At 69.4% G+C, this 21,916-nt stretch carries 16 protein-coding genes; 10 read left to right on the top strand and 6 right to left on the bottom strand.

Going from position 1 to position 21,916, the window contains the following annotated elements; genetic code table 11:
* The first annotated feature begins 23 nt into the window (after positions 1-23).
* From AB0F17_RS12245 to AB0F17_RS12255, 3 genes are all read left to right on the top strand, one after another.
* Positions 24-2,162 carry a transglycosylase domain-containing protein gene (locus tag AB0F17_RS12245; protein ID WP_358020453.1) on the top strand — a complete coding sequence of 713 codons (2,139 nt, stop codon included), beginning with the start codon at positions 24-26 and terminating at the stop codon, positions 2,160-2,162.
* A gap of 138 nt (positions 2,163-2,300) precedes the next feature.
* Complete coding sequence (locus AB0F17_RS12250; RefSeq protein WP_358020456.1) at positions 2,301-3,272, top strand: LacI family DNA-binding transcriptional regulator; 972 nt, start codon at positions 2,301-2,303, stop codon at positions 3,270-3,272.
* Positions 3,259-4,584 (top strand): serine/threonine-protein kinase, encoded by a 1,326-nt coding sequence (locus AB0F17_RS12255; protein ID WP_358020459.1) that lies wholly within the window; start codon positions 3,259-3,261, stop codon positions 4,582-4,584. Before AB0F17_RS12250 ends, AB0F17_RS12255 begins: the two co-directional genes overlap by 14 nt.
* A 69-nt stretch (positions 4,585-4,653) precedes the next feature.
* Here AB0F17_RS12255 and AB0F17_RS12260 read toward each other — a convergent pair whose 3' ends face one another.
* Positions 4,654-6,036 carry a cellulose binding domain-containing protein gene (locus tag AB0F17_RS12260; RefSeq protein ID WP_358020462.1) on the bottom strand — a complete coding sequence of 461 codons (1,383 nt, stop codon included), beginning with the start codon at positions 6,034-6,036 and terminating at the stop codon, positions 4,654-4,656.
* 260 nt (positions 6,037-6,296) lie between these two features.
* Here AB0F17_RS12260 and AB0F17_RS12265 point away from each other — a divergent pair, with 260 nt between their 5' ends.
* Entirely contained in the window at positions 6,297-7,358 is a 1,062-nt protein-coding gene (locus tag AB0F17_RS12265; protein ID WP_358020465.1) for a lytic polysaccharide monooxygenase, read from the top strand.
* Between the two features lie 9 nt (positions 7,359-7,367).
* Positions 7,368-7,904, top strand: a complete 537-nt coding sequence (locus AB0F17_RS12270; RefSeq protein ID WP_358020468.1) for a hypothetical protein — start codon at positions 7,368-7,370, stop codon at positions 7,902-7,904.
* Positions 7,905-8,144: 240 nt separating this feature from the next.
* On the opposite strand, the gene AB0F17_RS12275 is transcribed toward AB0F17_RS12270, so the two are convergent.
* Both AB0F17_RS12275 and AB0F17_RS12280 read right to left on the bottom strand, forming a co-directional pair.
* Positions 8,145-9,743 carry a cellulase family glycosylhydrolase gene (locus tag AB0F17_RS12275; RefSeq protein ID WP_358020471.1) on the bottom strand — a complete coding sequence of 533 codons (1,599 nt, stop codon included), beginning with the start codon at positions 9,741-9,743 and terminating at the stop codon, positions 8,145-8,147.
* Between the two features lie 75 nt (positions 9,744-9,818).
* Positions 9,819-12,740 carry a glycoside hydrolase family 48 protein gene (locus tag AB0F17_RS12280; protein WP_358020474.1) on the bottom strand — a complete coding sequence of 974 codons (2,922 nt, stop codon included), beginning with the start codon at positions 12,738-12,740 and terminating at the stop codon, positions 9,819-9,821.
* 276 nt (positions 12,741-13,016) lie between these two features.
* Between AB0F17_RS12280 and AB0F17_RS12285 the strand changes: the two genes are divergently transcribed.
* Positions 13,017-15,365: a glycoside hydrolase family 6 protein gene (locus AB0F17_RS12285; protein WP_358020477.1), complete on the top strand. Its 2,349-nt coding sequence runs from the start codon at positions 13,017-13,019 to the stop codon at positions 15,363-15,365.
* 103 nt (positions 15,366-15,468) lie between these two features.
* Here AB0F17_RS12285 and AB0F17_RS12290 read toward each other — a convergent pair whose 3' ends face one another.
* The gene (locus AB0F17_RS12290; protein WP_358020868.1) at positions 15,469-16,086 is read right to left on the bottom strand and encodes a PRC-barrel domain-containing protein; all 618 of its coding nucleotides are present in this window, start codon (positions 16,084-16,086) and stop codon (positions 15,469-15,471) included.
* A gap of 304 nt (positions 16,087-16,390) precedes the next feature.
* Here AB0F17_RS12290 and AB0F17_RS12295 point away from each other — a divergent pair, with 304 nt between their 5' ends.
* Complete coding sequence (locus AB0F17_RS12295; protein WP_358020480.1) at positions 16,391-16,795, top strand: STAS domain-containing protein; 405 nt, start codon at positions 16,391-16,393, stop codon at positions 16,793-16,795.
* Between the two features lie 14 nt (positions 16,796-16,809).
* On the opposite strand, the gene AB0F17_RS12300 is transcribed toward AB0F17_RS12295, so the two are convergent.
* Together AB0F17_RS12300 and AB0F17_RS12305 are read right to left on the bottom strand one after the other, a co-directional pair.
* Positions 16,810-17,634, bottom strand: coding sequence for a hypothetical protein (locus AB0F17_RS12300; RefSeq protein ID WP_358020483.1), 825 nt, complete (start codon positions 17,632-17,634; stop codon positions 16,810-16,812).
* A gap of 144 nt (positions 17,635-17,778) precedes the next feature.
* Positions 17,779-18,258 carry an ATP-binding protein gene (locus AB0F17_RS12305; RefSeq protein WP_358020487.1) on the bottom strand — a complete coding sequence of 160 codons (480 nt, stop codon included), beginning with the start codon at positions 18,256-18,258 and terminating at the stop codon, positions 17,779-17,781.
* 202 nt (positions 18,259-18,460) lie between these two features.
* Here AB0F17_RS12305 and AB0F17_RS12310 point away from each other — a divergent pair, with 202 nt between their 5' ends.
* From AB0F17_RS12310 to AB0F17_RS12320, 3 genes are read left to right on the top strand one after another with little or no spacing between them, the layout of a single operon-like run.
* Complete coding sequence (locus tag AB0F17_RS12310; protein WP_358020490.1) at positions 18,461-19,510, top strand: polyprenyl synthetase family protein; 1,050 nt, start codon at positions 18,461-18,463, stop codon at positions 19,508-19,510.
* A gap of 11 nt (positions 19,511-19,521) precedes the next feature.
* Entirely contained in the window at positions 19,522-20,463 is a 942-nt protein-coding gene (locus tag AB0F17_RS12315; protein WP_358020493.1) for a 4-hydroxy-3-methylbut-2-enyl diphosphate reductase, read from the top strand.
* Positions 20,464-20,491: 28 nt separating this feature from the next.
* Entirely contained in the window at positions 20,492-21,889 is a 1,398-nt protein-coding gene (locus AB0F17_RS12320; RefSeq protein WP_358020496.1) for a family 2B encapsulin nanocompartment shell protein, read from the top strand.
* Positions 21,890-21,916: the final 27 nt, after the last annotated feature.

The raw sequence follows: 21,916 nt of genomic DNA on the forward strand, positions 1-21,916 counted from the left end.
CTAATACCAATAGGGGGATCGACGTGATTACCAGTATCGCGCGTCTTGCTGGAGCGGGAGCGGCCGCGGGTGTGCTGGTGGCCGCCATCGCCCTGCCCGCCGTGGGCGGCGCGGGGGCGCTGTTCAAGACCGCTTCGGCCGAGCTCAATCTCAAGGCGACGGATCTCCCTGAGCAGCCACCGGCCGAGATGACCGCGATCCTCGACGCCAAGGGCAACCAGATCGCGCAGTTCTACGAGCAGTACCGCAAGGTCATCCCGTTGGCCGACATGGGCGACCTCATGAAGAAGTCGATCATCTCGATCGAGGACTACCGGTTCTACGAGCACGGCCCGATCGACATCGAGGGCACGGTCCGCGCGATGGCGAAGAACCTCGGGACGGGCCGGGTGGCGCAGGGCGGCTCCAGCATCACCCAGCAGTACGTCAAGCAGGTGCTGCTCAACAACGCCACCACCGAAGAGGACAAGAACAAGGCGCTGGAGGCCACTTACGCACGCAAGCTCAACGAGCTGCGCTATGCGATGGCCGTCGAGGAGAAGTACACCAAGGACCAGATCCTCGAGAAATACCTGAACATCGCCTACTTCGGCGCGAGTGCCTACGGGGTGGAGGCCGCGGCCCTGCGGTTCTTCGGCGTCCATGCCTCCGAGCTCAGCCTGGCGCAGGCGGCCACTCTGGCGGGCGCCGTGCAGGACCCCAACTCGACCGACCCCAACCTCGGCAAGAAGTTCCGGGATCGCCTGGTGGTCCGCCGCGACACCGTACTCAACCGGATGGCCGAACTCGGCAAGATCACCCCGGAGGAGGCCGCCGCGGCCAAGGCCAAGAAGCTCGGCTACAAGGGCACCCCGCTGCCCGGCGGCTGCGAGGCCAGCAAGTACCCCTACTTCTGCGTGTACGTACGCAACGAGATCATCAAGAACAAGATCTTCGGCAAGACGCAGAAGATCCGCACCGCGCTGCTCAGCCGGGGCGGCCTGAAGATCAAGACCACGCTCGACCCCATGATGCAGGCGGCGGCCGACAAGGCCATCAAGAAGCACGTCTTCGCCACCGACAACCCGATCGCCAGCGAGGCCCTGATCCAGCCGGGCACCGGAGCGATCAAGGCGATGGCGGTCAGCAGGAAGTACGGCACGTCCAAGCGGAAGCACCAGCTGTCGCTCAACGTGGTGGCCGACGTGGCCCACGGCGGCGGCACCGGCTTCCAGCCCGGCTCGACCTTCAAGACGTTCACGCTGATCACCGCCCTCAAGAAGGGCATGAAGATCAACGACGGCTTCACCGTCGGCAGCGGCTACCGGGCCCCCTACTACTCCTCGTTCAAGAACTGCAAGGGCGAGAACATCGGCGACCCGTCGCACACCGTCACGAACGACGAGGGCGGCACCGGCTTCAAGTCGCTGCAGACCGGCACCTGGGGCTCGGTCAACACCTTCTTCCTGACGCTGGAGCAGCGCGTCGGCCTCTGCGACACCATCAAGACCGCCCAGTCGCTGGGCATCAAGAGGGCAGACGGCAACCCGCTCCAGGAATACGAGACCTTCACCCTCGGGATCAACGAGATGGACCCGATCACGGTCGCGAACGCCTACGCCGCCATCGGAGCCCGCGGCAAATACTGCGCGCCGATGGCCATCACCCAGATCACCGACCGCGACGGCAAGGTCAAGAAGTACGACCCCACGTGCCGCCAGGCGCTCGACCCCGAGGTCGCGGACGCCACGGCGAACGTCCTGAGCGGGGTGTTCACCAAGGGCACGATGTCGAGGGTCGGCGGCATCGGCCGGCCCGCCGCGGGCAAGACCGGCACCACCGACGCCCAGGCCACCGCGTGGTTCGCCGGGTTCACCCCCGACCTGGCCGGCGCGGTGAGCATCGGCGACATCCGGGGCGCCCAGAAGTACAAGCTCAACAACGTCACCATCGGCGGTCAATACTTCGGCGAGGTGTTCGGCGCGAGCGTGCCGGGGCCGATCTGGAAGGACACCATGCTGGTGGCGCTGAAGGACATCGAGCCCACCCCGTTCACGCCGATCAACTCCGCTCGCTTCGGCGGCTGCGGTCAGGGCTGCGCTCCCGTACGGCCGACGCCGGACGAGACCGACACCGACACGGGCCCGCAAGAACCCATCATCGACGACACCCTCCCCAACTAGCCGATACAGCGTTCCGAGGCCCGCGCGCACGCCGTGCTCGCGGGTCTCGTGCTGACAACACTGTCAAATCGCCCTGTTAACGGCAGCGAAACATTGGTAACGTGGGAGCGCTCCCAGGATCTTCCGCGAGGTGCTCCCATGTCTGAGCAACCCACACTGGCACAGGTAGCAGCCGAAGCGGGGGTATCGCCCGCGACGGCTTCCAGGGTCCTCACCGGCTCCGTACGGGTCAGCACCTCGACCCGCCGGCAGGTCTACGACGCGGTGTCCCGCATGGGATACGTGCGCCATCGCGCACCCAGGGGATCGGTGGCCAGGGGACCGGCCGCCGGGGTCACGGCGGTGGTCTGCGACCACTTACCCCGCCTGTTCTCCGAGCCCTACTACGCCAGGCTGCTTTCTGCCGCCGGTGCGGTTCTTGCCGAGGACGGCACGCAGCTCATGGTGACGACGGTGACCCCGACCGCGTCCACGCTCCCCGAGCTGGGCGGCGCGGTGCTCCTCATCGGCGCCAGGGAACGCCATCCCCTGGCCATCAAACTCTGTACGTCGGGCGTGCCGGTGCGGAACATCGGCCGCCCCCCGCACGACCTCAAGCTGCCCTACGTCGACGTGGACAACCTAGACGGCGGCCGGCAGGCCGCCGAGCACCTGCTGCTGTCGGGCCGCCGGGCGATCGCCGCCATCGGCGGCCCGCCGTCCCTGCCGGGGGCCCGAGATCGGCTCCAAGGGCTGGCGCGTACGCTGCGGGCCGCCGGGGCGACGGAGGTACCCGTCGCCTACGGGGACTTCACCGCCGCCTCCGGCACGCACGCCATGCAGTGGCTGCTGCGCCACGCCCCCGGACTCGACGCCGTCTTCGCCGCCTCCGACCTGATGGCCGCCGGCGCGATCCAGGCCCTGCGCCGCGCCGGTCGCCGGGTCCCCGCGGACGTCGCGGTGATCGGCTTCGACGACGCCCCCGTGGCCCGGCGTACCGTCCCGGCGCTGACCACCGTCCGGCAGCCGGTCGAGGAACTCGCGATGGTCGCCACCCGGCTGCTGCTGGCCGGGACGACCGGCATCGACCCCGTCCTCCCCACGGAACTGGTCATCCGTGAGTCGGCTTGACCCGGGGGACGTCCTGGCCCGCAGATACCTGCTGCTGGACCCCCTCGCCTACGGCGGCATGTCGGTGATCTGGCGGTCCTTCGACCAGTCGCTGCATCGGCTGGTCGCGGTCAAGGTGCTGACCGCCTCGCTCCAGGCCGGGCTCGGCGAGCGCGTCCGCGTACGCAGCGAGGCCCGCGCCGCCGCCCGGTTCCTCCACCCGGACGTGATCGAGATCTACGACTACGGCGAGACCGTGACGGAGGACGGCGAGGTGGCGGCGTACGTGGTGATGCCGCTGCTCGACGGCACCACGCTCGGTGAGCGCATCGACGAGGGGCCGCTGCCCTGGACCGAGGCAGCCGCCATCGCCCTGCGGCTGGCGCGGGCGCTGCGCGACGGGCACGCCCGCGGCCTGGTCCACCGGGACGTCACCGCCGACAACGTGCTGCTCACCGCGTCCGGGCCGAAGCTGCTCGACTTCGGGATCGCGGCCTCGCCCGGCGACCCCGACGACGACCGGGGCACCCCGCCGTACGTCGCCCCGGAATGGCTGATCGGCGCCCCCACCCACCCGGCGGTCGACGTGTACGCGCTCGGGGTGCTGCTGTTCGCCATGCTCACCGGCCGCACGCCCTACCCGGAGACCACCTGGGAGCAGATCGAGGCCGTCCGCCGTACGTCGCCGCCACCGCGGGTGACCGGCGCGCCGCACGGCATCGCCACGCTGTGCCGGAACTGCCTGGCGCACGACCCCGAGCGGCGGCCGACGGCGGCGGCGATCGCGGACTCCCTGGCCACCGCACTCGCGGGCGCCGCGCTCGGCCGGCAGGTACGGCGCGGCCTCGCCGTCACCGGGGCGGGCGTGATCGTGCTGTCCTCGCTGCTGTGGCTCAACCGCCCGGTCGGCTTGCTGCCCACGCCACCGTCGCCCTCCGCCGGGATCCCGGTCACCCCCCGCTCCTCCACCGACGCCACGGCCACCCTCGGCCGCTCCCCCGGCACCACGGCCACCCCCCGGCTGTCCGCGAGCGCCGCCCCCACCGAGCTACCGTCCGGCCGGCACTCGGCCACGATCCGGCAGGCGGTGGACGGGTTCCACGGAACGCTGGCGGGCGGCGAGGCGTGCCGCGCCACTGACCAGGACGTCACACTGGACCTCCAGCAGGTCCTGCGGGGCGTGCTCGACGCTCCCGGCCCCATCGGGCCGGGCATGGCGGAGCTGAAGCGCAAACTCGCCGACCGCGAGCGCGAAGGCCGCCTCACACCGGCCTGCCGTACGGAGCTCCAGGCCCGCCTGGACGAGATCGCCACCGCCCGCGGCCCGGAGTGACCCGAGCGCCCGCGGCGGCCCACGCGGGCCGAGCGGGGGATACGGCCGGGCTGTACCCCCCGTGTGCGGTCAGGCGCAGCCGTACCCTGACGGCACCTGCGTGTTCCCGTCGGGCCGGCTCGCCTGGAAGCCGAAGGCGGTGCTCCCGCCGGGCGACAGTGTGCCGTTGTGCGACAGGTTCCTGGCCGTCACGGTCTGCCCGCTGACCGTGAGGCTCGCGTTCCAGAAGCCCGTGACGGTGTGACCGGCGGGCAGCGTGAGCGTGACCGTCCAGCCGCTCTTCGCGGCCGTGCCGGTGTTGGTCACGGTCACGGGCTGCACGACGTAGCCGCTCCCCCAGGCGTTCTGTACGGTCGCGACGGCCGAGCAGCCGCCCCCACCGCCACCGGACAGGGTGGTCACGCTGACCGTGCCCGACTCCTGTGACAGGTTGTTCGCGCCGTCCCGGGCCCGCACCTGGTAGCGGTAGGTCGTGCTCGCGCTCAGGCCGCTGTCGGCGTAGGAGGTGGTGGTGCTCGTACCGACCGTGGCGAAGGCGCCGGTGCCGGTCGCCCGCATGATGTCGTACCCGGCGAGCCCGCTGCCGCCGGAGTCGGTGGCGGCGGTCCACGACAGGTTCGTGCTGCTCGACGTGGTGCCCGACGCCGTCAGGCCGGACGGCGCGGTCGGCGGCGTCGTGTCGGTGCCGCCTCCCGAGGTGGTGTACGAGAACGCGTTGACCGCCAGCCCCGCCCCGCCGACCCAGGGCTCGAACCCGGCCTGCACGCTGGTGAGGTACCACGACCGCTGGGCGTACCCCCGGCCGACCGCGTCGGCGTAGAAGGTGTCGATGGCGAAGTCGAGCGAGGACGTCGCCGAGGTGCGGACGTAGGAGATCACGTTCCAGCCGGTGTTGCCGAACCAGACCTGCCAGGTGCCGCCCGCCAGGCTCACGGTGCCGACGGGCGAGCCGACCGGCTGGATGGAGCCCTGCTTGTTGAGCCAGACCATGATCTCGGCCCCGGTGTTCTGCCCGTCGGTGCGCGGGGTCGGGTCGAACCAGAGGTCGTAGGCCGCGTCCCAGGTGCCCGCGCTCGGGTAGCTCATGCTGACGCTGGTCCGCAGGTTGCCGAAGCCGCTCGCGCTGGCCTGCATGGGCAGACCGCTCCCGGTCGTACAGGCGGCGTAGTGGCAGCCGGCGTAGATCGCCGGGTAGGAGGCGGGCGCCCCGTTGGTGGGTTTGTTGTGGGCCGCCTGGGTGACGGTGAGGCCGCCGTTCTGGTTGACGTCGATGCACTGGGCCGTGTCGGCGCCCCAGAGGTTGTTCATGACGATGTACCGGCCGCTCTGGATGGTGGCCGACCCCCACTTCTCGCAGATCACCGGAGCGGCGTGGGCCGGCACGGCGAACAGTCCCGCGACGATGATCGAGCCGATCGCCGCGATGATCAGGTGGATGTGGACGCGCCTCATGGCATGTTGCTCCCATTCTCTGACCAAGGAGAGGTGGGAGCGCTCCCACCTCGCAGCATCACGGCTCGGGCCGACCCACGGCAAGCACAGGCACACGCCGAGTGGCATCCCTGTACGGGCGACCAGGCATGCCACCGGCGTGCGGCGGTGAAAGTTTCACGCCGCGTTGCCGGGTCAGGGGCAGCGTGCTTCAATCCGGTTAGCTGCCGGGCGGGCAGGTCGTGGGCGGGGTCTCTGTCGCACCGAACAAGGGATTCCCCATGAGATTCATCCGATCGGCGGCCTTCGCCGCCGCTCTGGTCGCGACCCTGCTCGCCTCGGCCCTGATGGCTCCCCAGGCGCAGGCGCACGGTGTCACGATGTTCCCCGGCGCCCGTACGTTCCTGTGCTGGCAGGACGGGCTCAGGGACAACGGCCAGATCATCTCCTACAACCCGGCCTGCGGGGCGGCCGTCGCGCAGAGCGGCGCCACGCCTCTGTACAACTGGTTCGCCGTGCTCCGTTCCGACGCCGCCGGCCGCACCACGGGCTACATCCCCGATGGGCAACTGTGCAGCGGCGGCACCGGCGGCCCGTACGACTTCACCGCCTACAACGCCGTCCGCTCCGACTGGCCGCAGACCCACCTGACCTCGGGCGCGTCCATCACGATGCGCCACAGCAACTGGGCCGAGCACCCCGGCACGTTCTACTACTACGTCACCAAGAACGGCTGGAACCCGGACGCCGCGCTCAAGTGGTCCGATCTGGAGTCGTTCGGCAGCGTCACCAACCCGCCGAAGACCGGCGGGCCCGGCGCGCTCAACTACTACTACTGGAACGCCCAGCTCCCGTCCGGCAAGACCGGACGGCACATCATCTACACCCGCTGGGTCCGCTCCGACAGCAACGAGAACTTCTTCAGCTGCGCCGACGTCGTCTTCGACGGCGGCAACGGCCAGGTCACCGGCGTGGGCCCAGGCGGCTCGAGCGGCACCCCCACGCCGACCATCACCCCGACCCCGGTTCCCGGCGCCTGCTCGGCGACCTGGAGCGCGGCCGACAACCCCGGCTGGCCGGGGCACTTCCAGGCCACCGTGACCGTCAAGAACACCGCCACCAGCACGATCAACGGCTGGACCGTCAAGTGGACCTACACCGGAGGACAGGCCTTCGACGGGTCCCCATGGAACGGCGTGCTGACCGGGCAACCGCCCAACGTCGCGGTCACCAACGCCTCCTACAACGGGCAGCTCGCGCCGAACGCGACCACCTCGTTCGGGTTCAACGCCACGGGCACCGCCCCCAACCCCGCACCCACGCTGACCTGCACCAGCCCGTAGGTCATGCGCATGCTTGAAGAAGTCAGGACGAGAAGGGCCACGGCGATCGCCGTCGTGGCCCTGATCCCCGTCGCCGGCGTGGCGCTGTTCGTGGGGCTGCACCAGGCGGGGCGGTCCGAGCTGCGTGCTCAGCTCGGTGCTCAGGTGACGGACATACTTGAGAAATCCACACCGACCGAGCACCACGAACACGGGCACGAGTTCGGCGAGCAGGCGGGCCGCGTCGTGTGCGCGGTCGACCCGTTCGGCTACGACCCGGCGGACGCGACCACGATGGCGCAGGTGAAGTGGGTCTATGCCCGCCACATGTGCGCCATCACCGGTCCGGGGACCGGGTGGGCCATGTCGGTGCGCGCCTCGGGCCCGATCGCCGTCCGGCTCGGCGATCCACCTCTGGTACGGGTGCCCACGCCGGGCGCCGGTTACCCCGAGCGGGTCCGGCAGGTGATACCCGCGCGCTATCACGACGAGGCCTTCGGCGAGTTCGCCGACGACGACGCGATCGAGGCGGCCCGCCGGAGGTTCGCCCTGGTGGCGGCGCGATGAGTGGCGGCCTGACGAGTGGCGGCCTGACGAGTGGTGTCGCCTCACATGTGGACGCGGCCGGCAGGGCAGTTGGTCTCGCGGCCGGCCGCGTCCACGCCATCCGGGCGGGATGGTGTCATGGAACGGTTGCGTCAGTGACGGTTGAGCACCACCTCCTCATCTACCGGTCGATGTCTGCCGGTCGATTCGCGGCGTCGACCGGCCGGTGTGGCGAGGTCGCCGCACCGGCCGGTCCGGGGGTCAGTTCGCGCAGGTGTAGCCGGACGGCACGGTCGTCTGACCGTTCGGGCGGCCGGCCTGGAAGCCGAAGGCGGTGCTCGCGTTCGGCCCGAGGGCGCCGTTGTAGCTCAGGTTCCTGGCCGTCACGGTCTGCCCGCTCACCGTCACCGCGGCGTTCCAGGAGCCGGTGAGCACGTGCCCGGCGGGCAGTGTGAACGTCACCGTCCAGCTCGTCCTGGCCGCGCCGCTGGTGTTGGTCACGGTCACGGGCTGCACCACGTACCCGCTGCTCCACTGGCTCTGTACGGTCGCGGCGGCCGTGCAGCCCCCGCCGCCACCACCACCGGTGAGGGTGGTGAAGGTGACCTGGCCCGACTGGCCCGACACGTTGCCCGCCGCGTCCCTGGCCCGCACGTAGACCTGGTAGGCGGTCGCGGGGGTCAGCCCGGTCAGCGTGATCGAGTTGGTCGCCGACTGGCCGAGCAGCGTGCCCGGCGCCCGGTAGACGTCGTACCCGGTCACCCGCACGTTGTCGGTGGCGGCGGTCCAGTTCAGCGTGGCCCCGGTCGAGGTGACGCCGGAGGCGACCGGGGTGCCGGGCGCGCTGGGCGGGGTCGGGTCGGTGGTGGTGCCGCCGTACACCGACGCCTCGCGCGAGGTGGCGGCGATGCCGTTGGCGCCGTTGAACAGCCGCTGACCCCAGGAGGTGAGCTGGGTGACGTCGAAGTTGGTGACCTGGTCGAGGTACTCGACGCCGCCGCCGTTGCCGCTCCACGACCAGCCCAGGTAGCCGAGGCCCCGGTTCACGGACTGGGCCATGATCGTGTCCTCGTCCGGGTCGCCGTCGGAGTGGTTGAAGCCGAACTCGCCGATCACCAGCGGCAGCCCGGCGGTCTTGAAGGCGTCCAGGTAGGACGTGATCTCCGCGGCGGTGTCGTACACGCCGTACATGTGCACGGAGAAGATCGTGTTCTTGCTGGGGTCGGCGTCGAAGACGGTCCGGGCGGTGTTGCGCATGACGTTCTGCCAGTCCTGGCCCCAGGAGGGCGCGTCCACCATGAGCGCGTGCTCGAAGCCGTTGGCGCGCAGCTTCTTGACCGCGTTGGCGGTGGCGGTGGTCCAGTCGGGGGTGACGGCGTTGTTGCCGACCGGTTCGTTGCCGATGTTGACGATGATGTAGTTCTCCTGGCCGGCGAGGGCGCTCTTGACGCTGATCCAGTAGTCGGCCGCCTGGTCGAGGGTGTAGGCGCCGCTCTGCTCGCCGTACCCGGTGGTGTCGTGGTTCTCCAGTACGCAGATCAGCCGGTTGGCCTTGCAGCGGGAGACCACGTCGGCCACGTCGGAGACGCCGTTGGCGGTCCAGCGCCCGCCGCTGAGAACCACCCGGACGGTGTTCGCGCCCAGTGACTTGATGTCGGCGAACGCCTTGGTCTGCGTGGGGTACCAGGTGTGCGCGTGGCTGGTGCCGCGCATGACGAACTCCTGGCCGCCCGCTTCGAGGATCTTCGTGCCGCTGACGTGGATGCCGGTGGCGGCGTGCGCGGGCCCCGAGAGAAAGAGCGGGGGGAGGAAGAGCAGAGGCAGGCACACCGCGGCGAGCGCCGCGAGTCGTGTTCTCATGGGCGGCCTTTCGATGGGGACCCGCCCCGCCGACGTGGCAGGACGCGGCGAGGCGGGGCGATCACGGGCGACGGCTCAGGGGAAGAGCCGTCCGTACTCGGCCAGGGCCACGGCCACGTCCACCTGCGCCCAGAACCGGTGGTAGTTGAAGACGGGGGCCGGCCCCGTGCCCTTGAGGAAGGCGTCGACCCTCGCGTAGTCGGGGTCGTTCTTGTAGAAGGACCTGATCGACAGGAACGTCGAACTGGAGTTGATCGGGTCGCCGTTCGGCATGGTGCCGCTCCACCCGGCCGGGACGTACACCGGGTCACCGACGCGCCTGTAGTCCGTCTTGGTCTCCGGCACCGACACGCCCTTGGCGTCGCGGTACTTCCAGACGCCGTCGAGCAGCGCCTTGGCCGTGGTCCTGGCCGCCGTGTGGTTGGCCTTGGCGGCGTAGTACATGAGGGCCTTGGCGTAGGCGCCGGTCACGCCGACGTCCTGCGTGTAGTCCACGACGCTCACGTGCAGGCCCGGGTTGGCGGCGGGCATGCCGCTCGCCGAGCTGAAGTCGCCCGCGGGCTGACCGGTCCAGCGCAGCGTGGACGGGATCTGGTACGTGCCGTCCGCGTTGATCGTGGTGTTGGCCAGCGACCAGGTGACCCACTTGTCGAGCAGCGCCTTGGCGTTGGCGTCGCCGGTGGCGTAGTAGTACTCGGCCACCCGCTCCATCGTCCACGCCTGGAAGCCGAACCACTGGTTGGACGGCGGGTCGTGGTAGACGGGCTGCCAGTCATAGGTCATGCCGAAGAACTTGGGCAGACCGGCCGGCGGCGTCCCGTAGTGGCCTTCCCAGCTGTTGGTCGCACCGCCGGCGATGGCGCCCTCGGCCGACTGCAGCCAGGTGTAGAACTGGAGCTGGCGGGTCAGGCTGGTGCTCCAGTCGGTGACGCCGGTCGTGCTCTTGGGCTTGAGCTCGGTGACGTTCGACAGGGCCCAGGCGGCCAGCGGGTTCTGGTAGCCGGAGTGGTTGTGGCTGGAGCCGATGCGCCACGCCCAGCCGGCGCTAGCGTCGGTCGCGCCGCCCCACGCGTAGTACCACGACAGCAGGTAGTTGGAGGCGTCCTTGCCGGTGCCCGCCGCGCAGGACGGGCTGGTGCAGCCGGGCTTCTTGAAGTACTTGTCGTACATCGAGTACCGCAGGTAGTCGCCCATCTTCGCGGCCTTGGTGACCGACGCCGAGATCTGCGACTCCTTGCCCTGCGCCTTGGCCCAGGTCTGCGCCCAGTACGCCGCCTGGACGGCCCGCGCGTCGGCGTCGGGGGCATTGGTGTACTTCCACTGCTTGGCGTACGAGCTGTCCTTGACGAACAGGTCGAGGTAGCCGTTGGGCCCGCCATGCTTGAACATGTCGCAGGACGGCTGCGGGATCGTCTCGAAGACCGACTCCTCGGGGCCGCGCTGGTAGGTGTTGATGTAGGCGGGCTTGGTGGTGCCGTCGCCGCAGCGGCCGAAGCCGTAGGTGTTGTCGACGTCGAGCAGCCAGTGCATGCCGTAGATGTCGCCGGTGCCGTACGCGGTCTTCAGCTCGTTGGCGATCGGGTCGGAGCCCACGGTCACGCTGGTGTCCAGCGGTGAGGGGTAGTTGTTGATCGAGGTGGACTCGGGGATGTACGTGGCCGGCTTCGACGGGGTGTAGAAGGAGTTGGTCGGCTGGTCGGCCGTGGCCGGGATGATGTACCTCTCCATCGTGGCCCAGGCGGTGTTGAACTTGGCCCAGTCACCGGTGATCTGCCCGTAGACCGCCTCCAGCCACAGGTAGTAGCTGAACGCCTCCGACGTGGTCTCGTGCCCCTGGTCGGGCGCCTCGACCATGAAGGTCTCCAGCGAGTGGTACGGCACGCCCTCGGGCGAGAAGTAGCCGTTGGCCGGGTCGTGCAGCTCGTTGTAGAGCTCGGTGAACCGTCTGACGTACTCGTTGTCGCCGCCCGGCAGGTCGTCGTCGGCCTCGGTGGCGGCGACCGCGACCGAGGCGTAGCCGGTGGCGCTCACCGTGAACGTGGCGGAGCCGGCGGTCGTGTCGGTGTCGTCGGCCGCGGCCAGCGTGACGTTCTGCGCGGTGTTCCAGTTGGCGGTGGTGAAGGTCAGGCTGCCGCCCGAGGAGACCGTGAGGTCGGTGTCACCGCTGGTCCGCGCGGTGGCGACGGTCACGTTGCCGGTGGGCGCCCTCGACAGCCGCACGCCGAACGCCGCGGTGCCCCTCTCCGGCACGGCCAGACTCGTCGGGCTCACCACGAGCGCCGGCGTGGAGTCGGCCGTCACGGTGATCCCGACGGGCGCGGAGGTGGTGGTCGCACCGAGGTTGTCGGTGGCCCTGGCGGTGATCGAGTAGCTGCCCGCGGGCACGTTCGTCCAGCTGTAGGCGTACGGCGCGGCGGTGTCGCTGTTCAGCAGCGTGGTGCCCTGGTAGAAGTCGACCTTGGCGATCGAGCCGCCGGGGTCCGCGGCGGTCGCGGCGAGCGGCACCGTGGCGGGCGCCACGAACGTCTGCCCGGCGGTCGGCGAGGTCAGCGCAACGGTCGGCGGCTGGTTGGCGCCCGCGCAGGTGATCCCGTTGACGGTGAACGCGGTCGGCTTCGGGTTGGTGCCGCTCCACGTGCCGTTGAAGCCGATGTTGGTGGAGGCGCCGGTGGCCAGGTTGCCGTTCCAGTCGAGGTTCTTGGCGGTGACGGCCTGACCGGTCTGCGCCCAGGTGGCGCTCCAGCCCTGACTGACCTTCTGGGTGGTCGTGGGGAAGCTGAAGCCGAGCGTCCAGCCGTTGATCGGGTCACCGACGTTCTTGAGGGTGACGCTGGCGGTGAAGCCGCCCGACCAGTCATTGGTGGTGTACGTCACCTCGCAGGCGACGGCCGCGCTGGCGGGCGCGGCGGTCAGCGCGGTGGTCACCCCGGCGATGAGGACAAGGACGAAAGCCGGTGCGAGCCGCCTTCTCAGGCGCGCGAGCATTGTGTACGACACGAGGTCTCCATGGGAGTAGTGGAATGGGAGCGCTCCCAAAATGGATTGTGGGTGGCGGCATGGAGATGTCAACGGAATGCCGTCCCGGTAACCCGCATATTTCCTCTCACCTGGCGCCGTGGCATGAAAGTTTCATGGACGTTCCGGGGCGTTCGGCGAGCATGCCGGGGTAGGCGGCCCGGCCGCGCCGCACCACACCCTGTACACACCCGTGAGCACGGCTCAATATGGGAGCGCTCCCATATGTCAGCCCTAGCTCCCTGGAGATGATTGCTCGTGAAACTCCACCGCGGCCTGCGCAGATGGGCCGTGACCGCGACCGCCGCCTGCCTGGCGGCCTTAGGGCTCGCCGCCGGCCAGACCACGGCCGCGCAAGCCGCGGTCGCCTGCGACGTCGCCTACACGCCCAACACGTGGACGACGAGTCCGGGGCAGGGCGGCTTCACCGCGAACATCACACTCAAGAACCTCGGCGACCCGCTCACCGCGTGGACGCTGGCCTTCGACTTCCCCACGACCACCCAGAAGTACACCCCGACCGGCTGGGGCGCCAACTGGAGCCAGACCGGCACCCGCGTCACCGGCCAGAACCTGTCGTACAACGGCAACCTCGCCACCGGCGCCTCGGCCAACATCGGCTTCAACGGCACGTGGAGCGGCACCAACCCGAACCCGGCCGCCTTCACCGTCAACAACGTCACCTGTGGCGGCGGTAACGGGCAGACGCCCTCGGTGGTCACCTCCGCCACCTCGGTGTCCGTCAACGAGGGCGGCACGGCGACCTTCACCGCCAGGCTGTCGTCCGCCCCCACCGCCAACGTGACCGTCGCGACCACGCGGTCCAGCGGCGACACCGACCTGACCGTGAGCTCCGGCGGCTCGCTCACCTTCACCCCGAGCAACTGGAACACCGCCCAGACGGTGACCCTGGCCGCGGCCCAGGACGCGGACACCACGGCCGGCACGGCCGCCTTCACCGTCGGCGGGACCGGCGTCACCTCCGCCACCGTCAACGCCACCGAGGTCGACGACGACACCACGCAGACGCAGTCGCTGGTCGTGACCCCGGCCGCGGTGACCGTACCGGAAGGCGGCACCGCCACCTACACGGTCAAGCCGGCCATCCAGCCGTCCGCGAACCTGACCGTAACCTCCACGGCCGGTAGCGGCGACGCCGACCTCACGGTGACCTCGGGCGGCTCGCTCACCTTCACCTCCGCCAACTGGAACACCGCCCAGACCGTGACCCTCGCCGCGGCCCAGGACTCCGACACCACCAACGGCACGCGTACCTTCACCGTCGCCTCCACCGGCCTGACCAGTAAGACGGTCACCGCCACCGAGGCCGACGACGACGGCCCACCGCCCGCCGGACACGTGGACAACCCGTACGCGAGCGCCACCGGCTACGTCAACGCCAACTGGAAGGCCAAGGCCGCCGCCGAGCCGGGCGGTGCCGCAGTGTCCAACACCTCCACCGCCGTGTGGCTGGACCGCATCGCCGCCATCGCCGGCAGCTCGTCCGTCATGGGCCTGCGCGCGCACCTGGACGCGGCCGTCACCCAGGACGCCGCCAACGGCTCCGCGCCGCTGACCATCCAGTTCGTCATCTACGACCTGCCCAACCGCGACTGCTCGGCGCTGGCCTCCAACGGCGAGCTGCTCATCGCGGAGAACGGGCTCAACCGCTACAAGACCGAGTACATCGACCCGATCGCCGCCATCATGAGCGACTCGAAGTACGCGAACCTGCGGATCGTCACGATCATCGAGCCCGACTCGCTGCCCAACCTGATCACCAACCTGAGCTTCGCCAAGTGCGCGGAGGCCAACTCCACCGGCGCCTACGTCCAGGGCGTCCAGTACGCGCTGAACAAGCTGCACGCGATGTCGAACGTCTACACCTACATCGACGCCGCCCACCACGCCTGGCTCGGCTGGGACTCGAACTTCAACCCGTCGGTCAACCTCTTCTACTCCACCGTCGCCGGTGCCAGCGCCGGGGTGGACAGCGTCGACGGTTTCATCACCAACACCGCGAACACCTCCGTGACCAAGGAGCTGTACTTCACCATCAACAGCACGGTGAACGGCACCTCGGTCCGGCAGTCCAAGTGGGTCGACTGGAACTGGTACGTGGACGAGTCGTCCTTCGCCCAGGCCCTGCGCACCGCGCTGATCGCCAAGGGCTTCAGGTCGGGGCTCGGCATGCTGATCGACACCTCGCGCAACGGCTGGGGCGGCAGCGCCCGCCCGACCGGCCCGAGCACCTCGACGGTCCTCGACACCTTCGTCAACCAGTCACGCATCGACCGGCGCATCCACGCCGGCAACTGGTGCAACCAGAGCGGCGCGGGCCTCGGCGCGCGCCCGACCGCCAGCCCCGAAGCCGGTCTGGACGCCTACGTGTGGATCAAGCCGCCCGGCGAGTCGGACGGCGCCAGCACGGACATCCCGAACGACGAGGGCAAGAAGTTCGACCGGATGTGCGACCCCACCTACACGGGCAACAGCCTCAACGGCAACAACCTGACGGGCGCGCTGCCCAACGCGCCGCTGTCCGGCCAGTGGTTCTCCGCCCAGTTCCAGGAGCTGGTCCGGAACGCCTACCCGCCCGTCTCCTGACGGCCGAACCTCCGCCGGTCTCCTGACGAACGCCTGCCTGTCCGTCTCCCCGGCGGACATGACGAAGGCCCAGGCCGATCTTCCGGCCTGGGCCTTCGTGTCGTCACCGTAGCGGTGGCCGGTCATCGAAGCCGTCGAGGTCGTCGAGGTCGTTGATGTCGGCGCCGCTGTCGAGCGGCATGCGCTCCTTCTCCACCTCGACCCGTTCCATGTCGGCCCGCTCCCGGCGGTCCTTGCCGGGCCGTCTCTTCCCCTTGAGGCTGCGCAGGTAGTCGACGGGTGTCGGCTCGGTTCCGGCCCTTTCGAGCGGCATGGCCTCCTGGACGGTCTCGGGCTCCACGTACTTGTACAGATGTACGTGACGCGTCTCCGTCCTGACGCTCGTCTCGGCCATGCGCTGGGACGGTACGCCCGACGCCCGGATGCCGTAGTGGCGGTAGAGCCTGGCCTCCTCCTCCAGCGAGAGGCGGCCGTCGACGTCGATGTTCGGCGCTTCTTTGATCGTCTCCTTGTCGAAGGGAACGCGGATCTCCGCCCCCGACCGGCGGGCGTTCATCAGCGGCACGAACGTCTGCTTCAGCCCGAAGAGCCCCGTGCGTACGGTCACCCACTCGGGCTCGCCCGTACTGTCGCTGAGATAGACCTGCCCCACCTTCCCGATCTCCTCACCGTCCGCGCCCATGACGCGGCTGCCGAGCAGGCTGCGGATCTCTGTTTGCATTGCCACGGCGATCCCCCCGAGTCTCGTCCGTCGCCCGGTCGGCATGCCGACCGGGCTCAAAGTGGACAAATACCCCACATCTCCCCAAAGCACGCTTTCTGCGCGAGGTTTGGGGCCGCCTTGGACACTGCTTTGAACGGATAAATCGCTAAACAAGCGGCGAATCACTGTTCGGAAAAAGGACAGGGTTCGATCCGTTGCACGGCGATATCCCGCGACGAAACGACTATCGTGCAGGCATGGCGAGCTATCCTTCCTTGCAGCCGCGTCTGATCGCAGCCGTACCTCGCCGGTGGAACGCCTTATGTCCTGGCTGACGTACGCCTGCCAGCACCTGCCCGGCGTGACGGTGATCGCCGTCGGCGGCGAGCTGGACGCCACCAACGTGAGCAGGCTCGACGAATTCGTCCGGGAGTGCCGCCAGCGGCCCGGCGACCACCTCGTGTTCGACCTCGCGGAAGTGCAGTTCATGGACAGCTCGGGGCTCCGGCTGCTGCTCAACACCTACACCTACTCCCGCCAGCACAGCGGCAGTGTCCGCCTGGCGGCACTGCAGTCCATGCCGGCCAGGCTCGTCGAGATCACCCGGATCGGTGAGCACCTGCCGGTGCACCGCACGCTCCAGGACGCGCTCACCGCCGCGCTGACCCCGCCCGAACCTCCCCACCGCCGCCCCCTCACGGGCAACAGCGGCCCCGGCGCGGCCTGAAACGAGCCCGCCGATCAGCCCTTCTTCGGCTTGGCCTCCTCGTCCTTGACCAGGCTCCCGCAGGTGTAGCCCGGCTCCCGCTCGGGATCGAGACGGATGTCCCCGAGGTTCGTCGACTCCGCCGGCCGCCGGAACGTCGTCATGTAGTCACAGTCGTAGAAGACGTACACGCCGTCGCTCTCGCCGAGCAGCATGAGGTCGCGCCCGTCGTACAGCGGCTTGTCGTCACCGTCCTTCACCACCACCCACTGGTCCTGGAACCCCACCAAGCCCAGCAGGTCGTTGGCCTGGCCGGTGTTACGCACGTCCCCCGCGCCCAGCACGAGCCCGACGACGAGCGCCATGCCCAGCCCGATGCCGGTGAACGCGCCCACGAGCACCTTCATCCCGGCCCGCCCGACCGGCTTGCGGCGCAGCAGCCGGAACGGCACCATGAACGCCAGGATCCCGAACACCAGGGCGCCCAGCACGTACTGCGGCGAGATCTCCAGCGTGAACAGGTAGATGACGCCCAGATAAGTCACCCCGGACCAGGCGGCGGCGATGACCGCCGCGATCCACGGCCGCCGCCTGACGCCCTGGACGACCCGGTTCACCGTGCCGCGCGTCACCTTGTCGAGCAGCCAGCCCACCGCCACCAGGATGCCCAGCACGGGCAGCAGGATGAGCAGCAGCATGATCAGCGTGCCCATGAGCCGCCCGAGCAGGACAGACTGGTCGATGCCCGCCTGTTCGGGATTGATGTCGAAGACCCAGTACATCTGCTGGATGCCCAGGTACAGCATCGCGTAGAGCCCGACGCCCACGGGGACGACCACGGAGCCGATGCGCTCCAGCATGCTCACGACACTGCCGGACGGCTCCGGTTCCTCCTCTGGAGGGAGAGCCGGGACATCGGTTGACTCTTGAGGGAGTTGTTGCGTAGTCACGATGCATGACCATGCAGGGTCACGGTTGAATTTTGGTTGACGCTTGATAAATAGTTACGACCGAAATCCGTTGCGCCAGCTCCTCGTGCTCGCGGCCGTCACCCTGATGCGTCTCAGCGGCGCACGCTGCGGCGCCCGGTGGATCAGTCGCGGCAGCCACATGGTGAGCTGGACCGTGGTGCCCGTAGGGCCGGTGTGGAAGCTGGCGCCGTCGCACAGGGTGCGGATGAGGTAGATGCCCCGGCCGGCGCAGGCGACGTCGGAGGGGCGCCGCCACTCGTCGACGTACTCGTCGGGGATGCCGGGGCCCTGGTCGCTGGTCTCCGAGCGGAGCATCTGGTCGCTCGTCCACAACGTGAAGTAGCCGCGCCCGCCGCCGTGCTCCACGGCGTTGATGACGCTCTCGTGTACGGCGAGGACGTAGTCCTCCAGCCGCGCGCCGCTCAGTCCACAGTCAGCCGCCCGCTCCGCCACGGAACCTCGTAGCGCGGTCACTTCATCGAGGGTGAAGGACTGGGCCAGCAGGGTGCGCATCACAACTCCTCGCATTCGCCGGGTTTGACCACGTCGACACGCGGGCCGCGCTTCTGGACCCATGACAACTCTTCGCCCTGCCCGCTCTGCCCCGCATTACACCGTTAGGCGATGGCAGGAGCCAGCAAAAAGACCCTTTACACCCTACGTATTCGATGACTAACTGTTGGTAGCGAACGCTCTACAGAAGGAGCCCAGCAGCATGGCGGTCGAGGGATGGCAAGACCCCGTGGGACCTCGCATCGACAGACGGCTCAATGGATTCCTGGACGACTGGCGCGCGCCCATCTCCGATCCCGATGTGGTGGCGGCCTATGAGTTGCTGACGAGCTTCATCCTCAGCGGCGGCAAACGGATCCGCCCGCAGTTGTGCTACTGGGGCTGGCGGGGAGCCGGCGGCGACGACTGTGACGAGATCATCAGCGCGGCGGCGGCGCTCGAGCTCTGCCACGCCGGGCTGCTCATCCACGACGACATCATGGACGGAAGCGACCTGCGCCGGGGCCGCTCCACGATCCACCGCAGCCTGGCCGACCTGCACGAGGGGCCAGGTGCCGAGGCGTTCGGCCAGGCTGGCGGGATCCTGCTCGGCGCGCTCAGCCTGGCCTGGTCCGACGCGCTGCTGTCGTCGTGCGGCGTGGAGCCGGCCCGGCTGCACGGCGCCCACCACGTGTTCGACGCCATGCGGACCGAGGTCATCAGCGGCCAATACCTGGACATCCTCGGCCAGATCCGAGCGGGGGCCACGGTCTCGGCGGCGCTGACGGTGATCCGCTACAAGACGGCCAAGTACACCGTCGAGCGCCCCTTGCAGATCGGCGGCGCCCTGGCCGGGGCGGGTCCCGCGCTGCTCGACGCGTACTCGAGCTTCGGCCTGCCGCTCGGCGAGGCGTTCCAGCTCCGCGACGACGTGCTCGGCACGTTCGGTTCCTCGTCCGACACCGGCAAGTCGGCCCTGGACGACATGCGCGAGGGCAAGCACACGGTTCTGTTCGCGCATGCCATCCAACGGGCGACGCCCGCGCAGCTCGCGTACCTGCGCAGCTGGCACGGCAACCAGGAGCTGACCGAGGAGCAGGCCGACGAGCTACGCGGCATCCTGCTCGGCACCGGCGCGCTGGCCGAGGTCGAGGACATGATCGACCAACGGGTGCGCGAAGCCGCCAAGGCGCTCGACGCGGCACCGATCACTTCCGAGGCGCGCGACGCGCTGACCGTGCTGGCCGACCAGCTCGCGCACCGCGACCGGTAGGGGCGAAGATCATGGGACGAGTACTTCTGGCGGCTCCGCGCGGCTATTGCGCGGGTGTGGAACGTGCCATCATCACCGTCGAGGAGGCCCTCAGACGTTATGGCCGGCCCGTCTACGTGCGCAAACAGATCGTGCACAACACCCACGTGGTCGACGACCTCACCAGCCGCGGCGCGATCTTCGTCGACGAGCTCGACGAGGTCCCGGACGGCGCGCTGGTCGTCTTCTCGGCGCACGGCGTCTCGCCCGCGGTCAAAGGGGAGGCCGACCATCGCGGTCTGCGCACGATCGACGCGACCTGCCCGCTGGTCACCAAGGTGCACAGGGAGGCCGCACGGCTGGCCGGCGCGGGCTACGAGATCGTGCTCATCGGCCACGCCGAGCACGAGGAGGTGGAGGGCACCGTCGGCGAGGCGCCCGACCACATCCACGTGGTCGACCCGGCCCGGCTCGACGAGCTGACGACCGGCGGCTCGGCCAGGATGAGCTGGCTGTCGCAGACCACGCTGGCGGTCGAGGAGACCATGGACGCCGTCGCCCGGCTGCGCGAGCGCTTCCCCCAGCTCATCGACCCGCCGAGCGACGACATCTGCTACGCCAGCCAGAACCGCCAGGAGGCGATCACCAGGATCGCCGCCACGTGTGACCTGGTCATCGTCGTCGGCTCCGCCAACTCCTCCAACTCGCGGCGCCTCGTCGAGGTGGCCCTGAGCGCGGGCGCGCGGGCGGCCCACCTGGTCGACCGGTCCGGCGACGCCGACGAGCGGTGGCTCGACGGCGTCGAGACCGTCGGCGTCACCTCGGGCGCGTCAGTCCCGGAGGTGCTGGTCACCGAGCTGCTGGGCTGGCTCGCCACCCGCGGCTACGCCGACGTGGAGCCGGTGACGCTGACCGAAGAGACCCTCACGTTCTCCCTTCCGCACGAACTCCGAGCCGCTCGACACCCCGGCTAGCAAACCCCCTGAAGATTGGTGGTGCACCATGACCGAAACAACCGAGTCGACCGAGGCCAACGGCCATCAGCTCAGCCTCAGCACCGATGCCGCCAAGAACCTGGCGACGACCACGAAGACCGCCCCGCAGATGCAGGAGATCACCTCCCGCTGGCTGCTCAAGCTGTTGCCCTGGGTGCAGACCTCCGGTGGCGTCTTCCGTGTCAACCGCCGGCTGACCTACACGCTGGGCGACGGTCGCATCACGTTCACCACCAGCGGCGCGGACGTCAACGTCATCGCCGCGGAGCTCACCGAGCTGCGGCAGTTGCACGGCTTCGACGACAGCGAAGTCCTCCAGGCTCTGGCCGACCGGTTCAGCCAGCGCGAGTGCGAGGCCGGCGAGGAGATCGTCCACGAAGGCACCCCCCTCGACCAGCTGATCCTGATCGCCCATGGCCGGGTGGTCAAGATCGGCCATGGCGCGTACGACGACGACCAGACCCTCGGTGTGCTGGCCGACGGCGACCATTTCGGCGAGGAGCTGCTGGGCGAGCCGGGCCAGTGGAAGTTCACCGCGAAGGCCAAGACCGCCTGCACCGTGCTCACGCTGTCACAGCAGGACCTGCAGACGGTTCTCGACCGGTCCCCCGCGCTACGCGCCCACCTGCAGAGCACGCGGGCCGCAGAGGGGCACGCCCAGAACGCCTACGGCGAGGCCGAGATCGAGCTGGCCGCCGGCCACAACGGTGAGCCCGTGCTCCCCGGCACGTTCGTCGACTACGAGCTCAGCCCGCGCGAGTACGAGCTGAGCGTGGCCCAGACGATCCTGCGCGTGCACAGCAGGGTCTCCGACCTGTACAACCAGCCGATGAACCAGCTCGACCAGCAGCTCCGGCTGACCGTCGAGGCACTACGCGAACGCCAGGAACACGAGCTGATCAACAGCCGCGAGTTCGGGCTGCTGCACAACGCCGACCTCGGCCAGCGCATCCGCACCCGCGACGGCGCGCCCACGCCCGACGATCTCGACGAACTGCTGGCCACCGTCTGGAAGGAGCCGGCCTTCTTCCTCGCGCATCCGCAGGCCATCGCGGCCATCGGCAGGGAGTGCAGCAAGCGTGGCATCTACCCGCAGGCCAGCGAGGTGAACGGGCACCGCATCCCGGCCTGGCGCGGCGTGCCGATCTTCCCGTGCAACAAGATCCCGATCACCGGCGCCCGGACGACCTCCATCCTGCTCATGCGCACCGGGCAGGCGAACCAGGGCGTCGTCGGCCTGCACCAGACCGGTATCCCGGACGAGTACCAGCCCAGCCTGTCGGTGCGTTTCATGAGCATCAATGAACAAGCCGTCATTTCCTATCTGGTCAGCGCCTACTATTCCGCGGCCGTGCTGGTGCCCGACGCGCTCGGCATCCTCGAAGACGTCGCGCTCGGTAGCTGAGAGCGGATCGGTTCGCCCGGCCCCATG

The organism is Nonomuraea sp. NPDC026600 (assembly GCF_040638335.1).
GTDB lineage: Bacteria > Actinomycetota > Actinomycetes > Streptosporangiales > Streptosporangiaceae > Nonomuraea.